Below are 14,038 nucleotides of genomic sequence, written 5' to 3'. Positions count from 1 at the left end.
TGAACTTGTTTTACGCAAGCCCGGAAGATTTTCGATCCGTTGCAACGCAACGCTTCCAATACTGTCAACATGCCCTAGCGGCGGTCCCTGCAGAGGTCTAGTATGAGCCGCACCCACGTCAGCCAGGAGGTAAACCATGTCGGCCAACAAGAAGCCTGTAAATACCCCGTTGCACTTACTCCAACAACTCTCGGGCAGCTTGCTCGAGCATTTGGAAACCGCTTGTTCACAAGCCTTGGCTGATGCTGAAAAACTGCTCGCCAAACTGGAAAAGCAGCGCGGAAAAGCGCAGGAGAAATTGCACAAATCCCGCACCAAATTGCAGGACGCTGCGGCGGCCGGCAAGGCCAAGGCACAAGCCAAGGCGAAGGACGGAGTGAAGCAACTCGAAGACGTGCTCGATGCCCTCAAGGATCGTCAGTCCGAGACCCGCGCCTACATTCTGCAACTCAAGCGCGATGCTCAAGAAAGCCTGAAATTGGCCCAGGGCGTCGGTCGTGTACAAGAGGCTGTCGGCAAGGCGTTGTCCCTGCGTGCGGCCAAGCCTGCTGCGGCCCCTGCCGGGAAAGCCGCTGCCAAACCGGCTGCTGCAAAAGCGCCGGCCAAGCCTGCTGCCAAAGCTCCGGTGAAAGCCGCCGCCAAGCCAGCAGCAAAACCAGCAGCGAAAAAAACCGTCGCTGCCAGCGCTGCGAAACCGGCTACTAAAACGACGGCTGCCAAGCCTGCCGCCGCCAAGCCAGCCACTGCAAAAACGGCTGCTGCAAAACCAGCCGTGGCGAAAACTGCCGCTGCCAAACCAGCTGCAAAAACGGCCGCTAAACCTGTAGCCAAACCAGCTGCCAAAACCGCTGCGGCGAAACCTGCTGCCAAGCCGGCTGCCAAACCTGTCGCGGCTAAAACTGCGGCAAAACCAGCGGTAAAAGCTGCTGCAAAACCAGCCGCTAAACCGGCAGCAAAACCTGCTGCGGCTAAACCTGCCGCTGCTGCCAAGCCGGCCACCGCCAGCGCTGCAAAACCTGCCGCTGCAAAACCAGCTGCCAAGCCAGTCGCGGCCAAGCCTGTTGCAAAACCGGCGGCCAAGCCAGCGGTGAAAAAACCTGTTGCCGCCAAGCCGGCCGCCGCGCCAGTTGCCAGGCCAGCCAACCCGGCTCCGGCAGCAACGTCTGCTTTAGCAGCAGCCACCTCGACAGCCACGCCAGCGCCAACGCCGGCCGCCGCATCGATCGCAGCAACCACCCCAACCAGCGCTTCCTAAGTGCCGGTTACCGCGACGCGCAGCTGATGCAGCGCGTCGCGGTCCAGGTGGGCGGCGCCCGCCGCCACACCCTCCAGCCAGGCCGATAAATCGGTCGCCTCACCCTGCGGCCAACTCTGCGCCAAACCCTCCAGCCGCATCAAAAGATGCCGTTCGGCTTCCAGCTCCAGCGCTTTCACTTGTTCGCGTAACGCATTCAGTTCGACATCTTCAGTCGCGATGACTTTCCATTGCATGCGCAAGGCGCGCAGCGGTCGAACGACATCCGCGTCCCAAGGTTCGGCCACGTTGCGAAGCTGCTGCAATCGTTGCTCGTTGCAGGCGACTCCTCGCTGCCCGAGCCACAACCCACACAACAACAGGCACACATTCACCCCCGTCGACTGCAAGGTCAGGCACGCGGTTTCAACGCCAGGACGGGCGTAAGTGCCAAGGGAAAAGCTCCACAGGTCAGAGGACATAGTGCTACTCGCGCCAGTTGCGAGCGAAGCTGGTAGACTCCGCCGCCATTATGATTCGACTTCAGAACCTGACTTTACAGCGTGGCCCGCAACGTCTGCTAGAAGACGCCGAGCTGACCCTGCACGCCGGCCACAAAGCCGGCCTCATCGGTGCCAACGGCGCCGGCAAATCGAGCCTGTTCGCCTTGATTCGGGGCGAGCTGCACCCGGACTCGGGTGACTGCTTCCTGCCGGCCGACTGGCGCATCGCCCACATGCGCCAGGAGATCGAGACGCTCGAACGCCTGGCGGTCGACTACGTGCTTGATGGCGACCTGCGTCTGCGTGAGGTGCAACGTGACCTCGCCGCAGCCGAAGCGGCCCATGACGGTGCCGCTCAGGCCCGCCTGCACTCGGAACTCGACAGCGCCGACGGTTACACCGCCGATGCCCGCGCCCGCAAGCTGCTTGCCGGCCTCGGGTTCACCAACGAGCAGATGGATCGGCAAGTAGGAGATTTCTCCGGTGGCTGGCGGATGCGTCTGAATCTGGCGCAGGCGTTGATGTGCCCCTCGGACCTGCTGCTGCTCGACGAACCGACCAACCACTTGGACCTCGACGCCATCATCTGGCTCGAAGAGTGGCTCAAAAGCTACCCCGGCACCTTGTTGCTGATTTCCCACGACCGGGACTTCCTCGATGCCGTGGTCGATCATGTGGCTCATGTCGATCAGCGCAAGATCACGCTGTATCGCGGTGGTTACAGCGCGTTCGAACGCGCCCGTGCCGAACGTCTGGCCCAGCAGCAACAGGCCTACGAGAAGCAGCAGGCGCAACGCGCGCACATGGAAAGCTACATCGCCCGCTTCAAGGCCCAGGCGACCAAGGCCCGTCAGGCCCAGAGCCGCATCAAGGCGTTGGAGCGGATGGAAGAGTTGTCCGCCGCTCACGTCGATTCGCCGTTCGACTTCGTCTTCCGCGAGTCGACAAAGATTTCCAGCCCGTTGATCGACCTGTCCGACGCCCGTCTGGGCTACGGCGACAAAGCCGTGCTGGAGAAGGTCAAACTGCAACTGACGCCTGGCGCGCGCATCGGTTTGCTCGGCCCCAACGGTGCCGGTAAATCGACCCTGATCAAAAACCTCGCCGGTGAACTTGAGCCGCTGGCCGGTCGACTGACCCGTGGCGAAAACACCGTCGTCGGATACTTCGCCCAGCATCAGCTTGATTCCCTGGACTCGAAGGCCAGTCCGTTGCTGCACTTGCAGCGCCTGGCGCCAACCGAGCGCGAACAGGCCCTGCGCGACTTCCTCGGCGGCTTCGACTTCCGCGGTGCGCGTATTGACGAGCCTGTGCTGAATTTCTCCGGTGGCGAGAAAGCTCGCCTGGCCCTGGCGTTGATCGCCTGGGAGCGGCCGAACCTGCTGCTGCTCGACGAACCGACCAACCACCTGGACCTGGAAATGCGCCTGGCGCTCACCATGGCCCTGCAGGAATTCAGTGGTGCGGTGCTGGTGGTCTCCCACGATCGTCATTTGCTCAAAAGCACCACCGACAATTTCTATCTGGTTGCGGACGGCAAGGTCGAGGAGTTTGACGGCGATCTGGAAGACTACGCCCGTTGGCTGGTCGACTACCGTCAGCGCAATGCCCCGGTCAGCAACACGCCGGTCAATCCGGACAAGACTGACAAGAAGGCCCAGCGTCAGGCCGCCGCCGCATTGCGTCAGCAACTGGCGCCGCACAAGCGCGAGGCTGACAAGCTCGAAGCCGAGCTGGGCAAGCTGCACGAAAAACTGGCGAAGATCGATACCAGCCTCGGTGACAGCGACATTTACGAACCGGCGCGCAAGAACGACCTGCGTGATCTGCTGGCCGAACAGGCCAGGCTGAAGGTGCGTGAAGCCGAGCTGGAAGAAGCCTGGATGGAAGCCCTGGAACTGCTCGAAAGCATGCAGGCGGAGCTGGAGGCGCTGTCCTGATGGAGGCGTTCAAGCTGCCGCTGCCGGCTGTCTGGATCGAGCCGGTCTGGCTCGTCGTGCAAATCCTGCTGATCCTGTTGGCGGGTTACTTCACGCAACGCTTCGTCGCCAAATGCCTGACTCGCCTGGGCGAGCGCTACCCGTTTCCACCGCAGTTGCTGATGCCGCTGCGGGGCGGTTTGCGCTGGCTGATCATGGGCAGTGCGCTGATTTTCGTGCTGGAGCGCCTGGGCGTGTCGGCCACGGTGCTCTGGACTGCGTTGTCTGGTTTCGTTGCGGTGGCCGCAGTGGCGTTTTTCGCCATGTGGAGCGTGCTCTCCAATCTACTCTGCGCGATCCTGATCTTTACTGTCGGGCCATTCCGTATCGGTGACGTGGTCGAGTTGGTGGATACCACTGACAAGCCTGGCGTCAAAGGCCGGGTGGTGGCGATCAATCTGCTTTACACCTCGTTGATCGAAGCGGAAGAGCTCGGTACTGGCAGTGCCATGGTGCAGGTGCCCAACAGCCTGTTCTTCCAGCGCTCGGTTCGACGCTGGCGCGGTAGCGATGTATTCCCTTCAAGCGGGTTCGAAAAGTAAGCCTTCTGGTGCCTGACACACCGTCTTCGCGAGCAGGCTCGCTCCCACAGTTGACCGTGTTTTTATGAAGCGACGCGGTCTAATGTGGGAGCGAGCCTGCTCGCGAAGGGGCCCTCAAGGTGCAACATCCCGCAAAAGAAATCGATAGTCATCAGCCCAAAGCCGCATTAGCTTAGACGTCTGAAACGAGTCTGAGTCGAGGTGTGCGATGGAGCTTCAAACATGGCTGGCGTTTTTTGCCGCCTGCTGGGTGATCAGTCTGTCTCCCGGTGCCGGCGCCATTGCGTCGATGTCCAGCGGTCTGCAATACGGTTTCTGGCGCGGTTACTGGAATGCCCTGGGCCTGCAATTGGGCCTGGCGGTGCAGATCGCGATTGTCGGTGCCGGTGTTGGCGCGATTCTCACCGCATCGGCCACCGCGTTTTATGCGATCAAGTGGTTCGGCGTGGCGTACCTGGTTTACCTCGCGATCAAGCAGTGGCGCGCGCTGCCCAGCGACATGAGCGACGACGCGGCGGTGCGCCAGATCGGCAAGCCGATGGCTTTAGTGTTCCGCGGTTTTCTGGTCAACATCAGCAACCCCAAGGCCCTGGTGTTCATGCTCGCGGTGTTGCCGCAGTTCATTGATCCGCATGCGCCGCTGTTGATTCAGTACCTGATCATCGGTGTGACCATGGTCTGTGTTGATCTGATTGTCATGGCTGGTTACACCGGGTTGGCGTCCAGGGTGCTGCGCTTGTTGCGCACGCCCAAGCAGCAAAAGCGCATGAACCGCACCTTTGCCGGGCTGTTCATTGGTGCGGCGGCGTTCATGGCGACGTTGCGCAAAGCTACGGTGTAAACCGCCCAGCCACAAAAAAGGCGACCCTGTAGGAGCGAGCTTGCTCGCGATGGACGTTAATGATCACGCGTGTTTTCTGAATAAACGCGTCGCTCGTGAGTCCATCGCGAGCAAGCTCGCTCCTACAGGGTGTCGCCTTTTTCGTTCAATGGGTCAGCGCAAAATCACCGGCGCCGTATCCCGAGGCAGGTTGTTGCGCAACGGCGCTTGCCCCGGTTGCTCGTAACCCCCGCCACCGAGCTGTTGACTCAACTGCGCGGCCACGTCTTCACCCAGCGCCTTGGACACGTCACGTACCACCCGTGGCCGGTTCAGCGAAACCTTGATGTCCCGGCCATTCACCAGTTTGGTGTCCTGACCTTCGCCCATCGCCGTGAACGCCGAGGTGATTTCAAAAGTCCGGGTGTTGATCAGGCTGAAGTCCGCCACCAGGGTCAGGCCCAACACGGCCGAATGGCTGTCGGTGTTGGCCAGCTCGGTCACGTCGCGCGTGAAATCAATGTCCGACACGGTGCCGAACAGCACATAGTCGGCACCCTTGAAGTTACCGGCCTTGATCCGCTTGATCACGTCATAGACGTCACCCTTGGACGCGGCGGTGTACGGCGTGCCTTGCACCAGCTGAAACATTCCGGTGCGCAGTATCTCGCCCTTGATGTCGCCGGAAAATTTACGCAATTCACCCTGCTCGATGTAGCTGTAGGTCGCTTCGATTTCGTTGTAGCTCGAAGAACCGCTGGCGCTGTAGTAACCCTCGCGATAATTGTTCTTGGCGGAAACAATGTGAATGTATTGCTCCACGCGCTCCTGGAACGCCAGGTCCGTCACCGCGACTTTCGGGGCCGCTTGCACGCTGAACGCGCAAGCCAGGGCCATCATGCCAATCCATGCGCGCATTGATTAACGCTCCGTGGTCTTGCGGATCTCTTTCTCGTCCATCCACTCGGCCAGACCGCTTTCAACGTCGATCAATTGCAGGCTGAATTTGTAGAAGACGTCCTTGTAGTCGCTGCTGCGCTTGACGATCGAGCTGATCGAACCTTCAAGACGGTATTTGGCGGCGATCATGTTGCCGGTCTTGGCCACGGTGGCTTTCTTGTACAGGCCGCTCTGGTTTTGCAGCTTGAGCTGGTCGACCTGGCTTTGCATGGCGGTGTTGTCGCTGGCGAAGCGGGCGGTGCCGGATTTCATCAGCTGGGTCTTGATGCTGGTGGTGATTTCGCGGGTATCGATGTACTCGCTGGTCTTGTTCTTGACGTCGTAGACCTGAACCACCGGACGGCCCTGCAGAATGCCGGACTGTGCCAGGGAGCGGGTCATGGACTCGGCAATCATCTGCAGGTCGGTGGAGCCGAACTCGTTGGTCACGGTTTCCACGGCCTTGGTGTCGCCGTAGCTGATGTTTTTGCTGCCCAGGGTAGGCGAGGTATTGGCGCAACCGCTGGCCAGCAGGGCGATAACGGCGATGAACGAAAAACGTGCAAACATGGGAATGCTCTCTAAAACTGATCGAATAGGGTGTTAAGGCGTTTTGATTTCGAGGCGAAAATCCACGGCTTTGGCGGTTGGCGCGATGGCCTGGATGAAACTGGTCTGCTCGCCGTACATCATCTGGCTTTTCCAGGTTTCTTCTTCGGCAATCGGGAAGCCTTCAGGGCCGAGCCAGGCAAAGCGGTAGTAGAAGGTCTTGTTGTTGAAGCTGGTGTTGCTCAGCTGCACATTGACCGTCATGAAGCCGTTTTCCCGGGCGACGCGCATGGCGCCCACCACAATGTTCTTCAGCTTGCCCATGGCCACGACTTTGCTGGCGGCGCTGCCCGGCTCAGGTGGCGGCGGTGTGGCGCAACCAGCCAGCAAGGCCAGGGCGACGACAGCGATGAGTTTGAAACGCATGTAAAGACTCCGTTCTTAAGGTTGTTTGAGGCTGGCCACGGCCGTCGGGCTGCTGCTCGGGACGACGTGAGCCGCCAGGCCGCTGGCGAACACTTGGCTGCCCACGGCACGCAGGCTGATGACCTGATAGCGTTGATCGACAGTGATCTTGACCACCGAACCACCGACCGCACTTGGCAGCGTGACCTGGTGCTCGCCTTTCTTCAGGCGCAGGCGCACCACCTGGGTGTTGTCCGGCAGGGTGCGCCACGTACGGGTATCGGCACCTTCGAGCACGGCTGAAGTGATACCGACCGCCAGGCCTGCCAGCGGGTTGGTTTCATTGATCTTCTTCTGCGCCACGCCACGGGTCACGGCGCGAACGGTGGTGCGCACGATGATGCCCGGCATGTCGTCACGCAGCGCGCGGCGGGACATGGCGGTGATGCTGTTGAGTTGCGTCAGGTTGAGCTGCTGGCCGTCCACGCCGATCTGGGCGAGCGTGGCGGTGGAGGTATCAGGCTTGATGATCGGGAACGACAGCGGGGTGATCACCACATTGCCGCTGATCGGCAGAGGCAGGGGCACGCGGATCGAATCCCGGGCCGGCGCCAGGCCGCTTTGCACGACGATCAGGATATCGCTGTCCTCGTCCTTGGCACTTTTCTTGTCGAGGTCTTTCAGTGCCTGTTCCAGCAGCGGGGTGTTCGGGCGCAGTTCGGCCGCTTTGCGATAACCCGGCGCGGCCAGGTCTTTTTCACCCAGGGCTTCGTAGACGAAGCCGGCCAGGTAATGGCTGAACGCACTCTGGTAGCTGTTTTTCAGGCCGACCACTTCCGGCGCATCGAGGCTGGCGACCGGATAACCCTGCAGGTCTTTGTATTCGGTCTTGACGCCTTCTTTTTCGGCTTCCTCTTCGCTCTTGAGGTATTCCTTGTCGCGCAGGTCGGCGATCACCGCTTCACGTTCGTGGGTTTTCTTGATCGCGGTGCGCGCGCCGTCGAAGTCGTTCACGGCCAGCAGGTTCAGGGCCATTTGCGTGGTCAGCATGACTTTTTCGTAGTCGTAGCCTTCGTAGCGACGGACCTTGTCGTTCACCAGGAAGCTGCCGAACTGAGCGAGGTACTTGCCGGTATCCAGCTTGACCGCATCTTCCCACTTGCCGACCACCGCATCGGCGCTGGTCCAGGCGTTCTGGCTGCCGGACAAGTCGCCCTTGGCGCGCAGCAGTTCACCCTTCTCGAAGTAATACAGCAGGTCCTTGTCTTCGCCGGTGTTGTTCTTTTCCAGCAGGGTCAGCGCGGCGTCGACATTGCCGGAAGCCAGCTGCTGGTTGGTTTGTGCGAGTTCCGAGTCGTAGTTGCGGAATGCCGAACAGCCGGACAGCAAAGTGACAGCGCTGAGCGCGATCAAGGTTAGGGCGCGGGAGGCCATAGTACTTCTTCCCTGAATGTATGCAGCCGCGCTTGCTGGTCGGGCTGTTGAGACCTATCGGCGCAGACGGGCGTCCTGCCAATTCCTCATGAGCAGAGGAGCTTGAGTGCCATGTCGATCAATTGCAGGCGCGGCATTATAAACTTGGATGGTGGCTACGTAGTGGCTTTTTAATCGCGTTTTTATAGAAGGTGCCATCATCGGGCAAAGGCGAAAATCGAGGCTTCATGCGGCGTTTCACACAACAAAGCTTGAGTGAAACTGATTCGAAGTGAACAATGTGTTACTTCGTATTTCCAATTGAGATTCATTCATGACTGCCCCGTCCCGTTTCCTGGCCTGTCTGGTATTGCCGCTGTTTGCCTTGTGCAGTTCCAACCTGCTGGCCGACACCGTGGAAGGCGCGCCGCAAGCGCTGCATTTGCTCGATTACATTGGCGCGGACTACCCGCAATCTGTGCAAGCGGGCAAGATCATCAATGAATCCGAGTACCGCGAGCAGCTGGAATTTACCAAGGCGCTGCAAGGTTTGATTGCCGCCATGCCGGAGAAGCCGGAAAAGGCAGGGCTGGAGCAGGGCGTCAGCACGTTGCGCAGTGCCATCGCTGCCCGGCAGGACGGCGCGGACGTCGCCCGTCAGGCTCGGCAGCTCGGTGCGAAGCTGGCCGTGACCTATGAAGTCAGTCAGGCGCCGATCATTACGCCGGATCCGACCCGGGGGGCGCCTCTGTACGCCCAGCATTGTTCGGTCTGCCATGGCGATGCGGGTGCCGGTGATGGCCCGGCCGGTGTCGGTCTGACGCCGCCGCCAGCCAATCTGCGCGATGCCGCGCGCCAGGACCGATTGAGCCTCTACGCGATCTATAACACCTTGGGGATGGGCGTGGAAGGCACCGACATGCCGGCCTTCGCCGATCAGCTGGATGACCGTCAGCGTTGGGACCTGGCCACTTACATCGCCAGTTTCAGCGCCGATCCGGCCGCGGCAAAATCCGAAAAAACCTACAACATCGCCGACCTCGCCCGTCAGACCCCGGCCGAAGTGCTGGCCGCCGAAGGCCCGCAAGCGGCAGCGACCTTCCGCGCCCAGCGCTCTCAACCGCCGCAGGTCAAGCGTGGCCCGGCGCAACTGCTCGACTACACCGCTGCAACCCTGGACAAGAGCGTCGCGGCCTATCGCGCCGGCGATCACGATCAGGCCTATGACCTGTCGGTGGCGGCGTACCTGGAAGGTTTCGAACTGGTCGAAAGCTCCCTGGACAACGTCGACGCCAACGTGCGCAAAGACACTGAAAAATCCCTGATGGCTTACCGTCAGTCGTTGCAGGACGGCTTGCCGGTGGCCGAGGTCCAGAAACGTCTGGATGCAGCGAAAACCAGGTTGAAGGAGTCTGCCGGTCTGCTCGGCAGTGATGGTTTGAGCTGGTCCCTGAGCTACATTTCCGGTCTGCTGATTCTGCTGCGCGAAGGTCTGGAAGCGATCCTGGTGCTGGCGGCGATCCTCGCGTTCCTGCGCAACACCGGCCAGCAATCGGCGGTGCGCAGCGTCAACTTCGGTTGGGGCCTGGCGCTGGTGGCCGGTCTGGCGACATGGGCGCTGGCAGCCTACGTGATCGATGTCAGCGGTTCGCAACGTGAATTGCTGGAGGGCGCGACGGCGTTGTTCGCCGCGGTCATGGTGCTCTGGCTCGGTGTGTGGATGCACGACCGTCGCCACGCAGCGGCCTGGCAGGATTACATCAAGAGCAGCCTGGTAGGCGGCGGTGGACGTTTCGGCTTTGCGACGCTGGCATTCTTCTCGGTGTATCGCGAGCTGTTTGAAGTGATTCTGTTCTACGAGACCTTGTGGTTGCAGGCGGGGCCTGCGGGGCATAACGCGGTATTGGCTGGCGGTGCCACGGCGCTGGTGCTGCTGGTGGGTCTGGCGTGGGTGATTCTGCGTGGCTCGGCGAAACTGCCGCTGTCGTTGTTCTTCAGTATTAACGCCGGGTTGCTGTGCGCGCTGTCGGTGGTGTTTGCCGGTCACGGCGTGAAGGCCTTGCAGGAAGCCGGGATCTTCGGCACGCGGCCGGTGCCGTTCTTTGAGTTCGACTGGTTGGGCATCCACGCTGATGCGTATTCGCTGAGCGCTCAGGCGGTGGCGATCATTGCGATTATTGTGTTGTATGGGCGTAGCTGGATGGCGGAGAAGCGGCGGGTGCAGGTTTCTTAAAAAGCATTCGCTTCGCTCATATTCGCGGGCAAGTCGGATCGCCGCATCGCTCGCTCCTACAGGACTGCGTATAACCTGGAGCGAGGCTTGCCCGCGAAGCTTTTAACGGAGGACAACACAATGCGTGTGTGGATCGATGCCGACGCCTGCCCTCGGGCGGCCAAGGATCTGGTGGTGAAGTTCGCCCTCAAGCGCCAGTTCGAAGTGGTGCTGGTGGCGGGGCAGCCGCAGATCAAGCCGGGGCTGGCGCTGGTGAAGCTGATCGTGGTGCCGAGTGGCCCGGATGCGGCGGACGATTATCTGGTCGAGCACGCGTTGCCTGGTGAACTGGTGATCTGCAGCGACGTGCCGCTCGCCGATCGACTGGTCAAGAAAGGCGTTGCTGCGCTGGACCCGCGGGGAAAGGAGTTCGACGCGCAGAACATGGGCGATCGGCTGGCGGTGCGCAACCTGTTCACCGATTTGCGTGAGCAGGGCCAGATGAGCGGCGGTCCGGCGCCGTTTGGCGAGCGTGAGAAGCAGGCGTTTGCCAATGCGCTGGACCGGATTCTTACGCGGCTAACGCGCAAGTCCTGAACGGACCCTAATCCTGTGGCGAGGGAGCTTGCTCCCGCTGGGGTGCGAAGCAGCCCCAAAACCATCCAATACGATTTTTCAGGAAGACCGTATCAACCGATATTACGACTGCTGCGCAGCCGAGCGGGAGCAAGCTCCCTCGCCACAAAACCCTCGCCACAAAAGCACCCTAAGTCATCGGTGTCAGGCGTCGTTTTCGTGGGTGAGTTCGAGGACGCGGTCGACCAGTTTGTTGATGCCTGACGCGGCTTCGCTGATCGATTGCGCCAGCATGTAAGCCGGAGTGCTCACCAGTTTGCGCGCCTTGTCCTCAACGATGTCTGTCACCGCGCAGTCCGCGTGGGTCGCGCCCATCTTGTTCATCGCAGCTGCAGTGTCGGCATCATTGCCGATGGTGCAAGTAACGCCCGGCCCATAAATCTTCGCGGCCAACGCCGGGGAGATGCAGATCAGCCCCACCGGTTTACCCGTTTCGGCAAACGCTTCAGCCAACGCCAGGACTTCCGGTTGAACCGTGCAGCCGGCGCCTTCGATCGCGAAGTTCGACAGGTTCTTCGCCGCGCCAAAACCACCCGGCACGATCAGCGCGTCGAAATCTTCGACGTCGGCCTCACGGATATCCTTGATGTTGCCCCGGGCGATCCGCGCCGATTCCACCAGCACATTGCGTGACTCGGGCATTTCTTCGCCGGTCAGGTGGTTGATCACATGCAACTGCGCGATGTTGGGGGCAAAGCACTGCACCTGAGCGCCACGCTGGTCCAGGCGCAGCAGGGTGATCACACTTTCGTGGATCTCGGCGCCGTCGTAGACGCCACAGCCGGAAAGGATCACTGCAATTTTTTTGCTCATGGGTTTTTCTCCAGATTCATGGCGTTAAATGTCCACTAATTTGTCACTCGTTGCCATAGGGTTAATTCGCGGCTAAACATAGGATCTGTCCTCAAGATTCCGATCAGGGCGCGTCATGGACTTCATTTTGTATGCGGTGCCGTTCTTCTTTGTGCTGATTGCCGTCGAACTGCTGGCCGACCGTTGGCGCGGGGTGAGCAATTATCGGGTGGCCGACGCGATCAACAGCATCAGCACCGGCGTGCTGTCCACCACCACGGGCCTGTTGACCAAGGGTGTGGGGCTGGTGACGTACGCATTCGCCCTCAAGCACCTGGCGCTGTTCGAGCTCTCGGCCGACAGCGTCTGGGTCTGGGTGTTTGCCTTCGTCCTCTATGACTTCTGCTACTACTGGCTGCATCGCATGGGCCATGAACGCAACATCCTCTGGGCGGCGCATTCGGTGCATCACCAGAGCGAGGACTACAACCTCTCCACTGCGTTGCGCCAGACCAGTACCGGGTTTCTGCTGAGCTGGATTTTCTACCTGCCGATGGCCGTGCTCGGCGTGCCGCTACTGGTGTTCATTAGCGTCGCGGCGCTTAACCTGCTGTATCAATTCTGGGTGCATACGCGACACATTCCCAAGTTGGGCTGGTTCGAGTGGTTCTTCGTCACGCCGTCCAATCATCGGGCCCACCATGCACAGAACGCTCTCTACATGGATCGCAACTATGGCGGGGTGTTCATTATTTGGGACCGTCTGTTTGGCTCTTTCCAGGAGGAAGACGACAACGAGCCGGTGATTTTCGGCGTGACCACGCCACTGGCGAGCTGGAATCCGTTGTGGGCAAACGTGCAGTTTTACGCGCAGCTCTGGGATGACGCGCGACGGGCTGAAAGCAAATGGGACAAGCTGCGGATCTGGTTCATGCGCACCGGTTGGCGGCCGGCGGACGTGGCGCAAAAGTACCCGATGAACAAACCCGACCTGAGCCAGTTTCGTAAATTCGAAGTGCCGCTGGACGGGCGTCAGCAGATTTACGTCCTGTTGCAGTTCTGCGTCTACATCGCGCTGGGCAGCTACTTGATGAACTTCGAGCAGCATCTGCCGACCGCCGCGTTGGTGCTCGGCTGGAGTGCGGTGGCATTGGGTCTGTTTACGTTGGGCGTGGCCCTGGAGAATCGCCCGTGGGCGTTGAAGCTGGAGCTGCTGCGCCTGGCATCGAATGTGCCGCTGGTGTGGCTCGCGCCGATGGTCGGGCTGTGGCCGGCCAGCGCGGTGGGCTGGGTCGGCCTGCTGAGTTACAGCCTGCTCAGCGGAATCGGTCTCTACTGTTGCAGAAACCGCTTCACTCGGTTGGCGTCTTGACCTCGGCGGCCTTGGCCTGTTCGGCTTTCAAGGCCTGCTCGTCGGCGTAGACCTGCTTCGCCAGACGGGCATTCTTGAAGCGCCGGCGCAGCCACAGCACGACGCCCAGCACCAGCAAGGCGCCAAGCACCCATAGCTCGTACTTCTTGATGCTACCCATCATGCCTTCGAGCACCGCGCCGAAGTGATAGGCGGCGGCGGCCAGTGCAGCCGCCCAGATCGCTGCACCAATCCCGTTGAGCAACAAATAACGTCCTGGCGGATATCCTGAAAGGCCGATCGCCACCGGCATCACCGTGCGCAAACCGTAGACAAAACGGAAGCTCAGCACCCAGATATCCGGGTGTCTGCGGATGTGTTCCAGTGCCCGGTCGCCCATCATCTGCCAGCGGGGTTTGCGCGCCAGCAACTTGCGGCCGTGCTTGCGTCCCAGGAAGTACCACAGCTGATCGCCGGCATAACTGCCGAAAAACGCCACGACCACCACCATGTTGATGTCCATGTATCCACGGAACGCGAGGAAACCCGCGAGCACCAGAATGGTTTCGCCTTCGAAGAACGTGCCGAGAAAAAGGGCAAAGTAGCCGAAGTCATGCAGAAATTGTTGGAGCATTGTCTGGGTGCTGGCGAAATGAACGCGCA

14 protein-coding genes are annotated in these 14,038 nt (G+C 60.6%); 7 read left to right on the top strand and 7 right to left on the bottom strand.

All coding sequences use genetic code 11. The annotated features are described in order from the left end of the window. Positions 1–136 precede the first annotated feature (136 nt). A complete protein-coding gene (locus ACA066_RS28030) occupies positions 137–1,255 on the top strand; it encodes an AlgP family protein (protein ID WP_497697449.1) in 1,119 nt (372 codons plus the stop codon). Here the strand turns inward: ACA066_RS28030 and ACA066_RS28025 are convergent. Then, positions 1,252–1,716, bottom strand: a complete 465-nt coding sequence (locus ACA066_RS28025) for a TIGR02444 family protein (RefSeq protein ID WP_497697448.1) — start codon at positions 1,714–1,716, stop codon at positions 1,252–1,254. The two genes, ACA066_RS28030 and ACA066_RS28025, sit on opposite strands and share 4 nt — an antisense overlap. Positions 1,717–1,766: 50 nt before the next feature. On the opposite strand from ACA066_RS28025, the gene abc-f reads away from it, so the two are divergent. From abc-f to rhtB, 3 genes are all read left to right on the top strand, one after another. After that, positions 1,767–3,677, top strand: coding sequence for a ribosomal protection-like ABC-F family protein (abc-f, locus tag ACA066_RS28020; RefSeq protein WP_497697447.1), 1,911 nt, complete (start codon positions 1,767–1,769; stop codon positions 3,675–3,677). After that, positions 3,677–4,258, top strand: a complete 582-nt coding sequence (locus tag ACA066_RS28015; protein ID WP_497697446.1) for a mechanosensitive ion channel domain-containing protein — start codon at positions 3,677–3,679, stop codon at positions 4,256–4,258. Before abc-f ends, ACA066_RS28015 begins: the two co-directional genes overlap by 1 nt. Before the next feature lie 208 nt (positions 4,259–4,466). Next, entirely contained in the window at positions 4,467–5,099 is a 633-nt protein-coding gene (rhtB, locus tag ACA066_RS28010; RefSeq protein ID WP_497697445.1) for a homoserine/homoserine lactone efflux protein, read from the top strand. A 153-nt stretch (positions 5,100–5,252) separates the two neighbouring features. Here rhtB and ACA066_RS28005 read toward each other — a convergent pair whose 3' ends face one another. From ACA066_RS28005 to ACA066_RS27990, 4 genes are read right to left on the bottom strand one after another with little or no spacing between them, the layout of a single operon-like run. Further along, positions 5,253–5,996, bottom strand: a complete 744-nt coding sequence (locus ACA066_RS28005; RefSeq protein WP_497697444.1) for a penicillin-binding protein activator LpoB — start codon at positions 5,994–5,996, stop codon at positions 5,253–5,255. A gap of 3 nt (positions 5,997–5,999) precedes the next feature. Further along, positions 6,000–6,587, bottom strand: a complete 588-nt coding sequence (gene lpoB / locus ACA066_RS28000; RefSeq protein ID WP_017341418.1) for a penicillin-binding protein activator LpoB — start codon at positions 6,585–6,587, stop codon at positions 6,000–6,002. Between the two features lie 33 nt (positions 6,588–6,620). Then, complete coding sequence (locus ACA066_RS27995) at positions 6,621–6,992, bottom strand: YcfL family putative periplasmic lipoprotein (RefSeq protein WP_017341417.1); 372 nt, start codon at positions 6,990–6,992, stop codon at positions 6,621–6,623. A gap of 15 nt (positions 6,993–7,007) precedes the next feature. Beyond that, positions 7,008–8,405, bottom strand: coding sequence for a COG3014 family protein (locus tag ACA066_RS27990; RefSeq protein WP_497697443.1), 1,398 nt, complete (start codon positions 8,403–8,405; stop codon positions 7,008–7,010). A 313-nt stretch (positions 8,406–8,718) separates the two neighbouring features. On the opposite strand from ACA066_RS27990, the gene ACA066_RS27985 reads away from it, so the two are divergent. Both ACA066_RS27985 and ACA066_RS27980 read left to right on the top strand, forming a co-directional pair. Continuing rightward, positions 8,719–10,617, top strand: coding sequence for an FTR1 family protein (locus ACA066_RS27985; protein ID WP_497697442.1), 1,899 nt, complete (start codon positions 8,719–8,721; stop codon positions 10,615–10,617). A gap of 120 nt (positions 10,618–10,737) precedes the next feature. Continuing rightward, positions 10,738–11,193 (top strand): YaiI/YqxD family protein, encoded by a 456-nt coding sequence (locus ACA066_RS27980; protein ID WP_497697441.1) that lies wholly within the window; start codon positions 10,738–10,740, stop codon positions 11,191–11,193. A 183-nt stretch (positions 11,194–11,376) separates the two neighbouring features. Here ACA066_RS27980 and elbB read toward each other — a convergent pair whose 3' ends face one another. Next, positions 11,377–12,045 carry an isoprenoid biosynthesis glyoxalase ElbB gene (gene elbB / locus ACA066_RS27975; RefSeq protein ID WP_497697440.1) on the bottom strand — a complete coding sequence of 223 codons (669 nt, stop codon included), beginning with the start codon at positions 12,043–12,045 and terminating at the stop codon, positions 11,377–11,379. 115 nt (positions 12,046–12,160) lie between these two features. On the opposite strand from elbB, the gene ACA066_RS27970 reads away from it, so the two are divergent. Further along, entirely contained in the window at positions 12,161–13,396 is a 1,236-nt protein-coding gene (locus tag ACA066_RS27970; protein ID WP_497697439.1) for a sterol desaturase family protein, read from the top strand. On the opposite strand, the gene ACA066_RS27965 is transcribed toward ACA066_RS27970, so the two are convergent. Further along, complete coding sequence (locus ACA066_RS27965; RefSeq protein ID WP_461952707.1) at positions 13,377–14,009, bottom strand: DedA family protein; 633 nt, start codon at positions 14,007–14,009, stop codon at positions 13,377–13,379. The two genes, ACA066_RS27970 and ACA066_RS27965, sit on opposite strands and share 20 nt — an antisense overlap. Positions 14,010–14,038: the final 29 nt, after the last annotated feature.

This window comes from Pseudomonas sp. LBUM1651, assembly GCF_059716135.1.
Note: the sequence above shows the minus strand (reverse complement) of the source record. Positions and strands in the feature narration are given on the sequence as shown.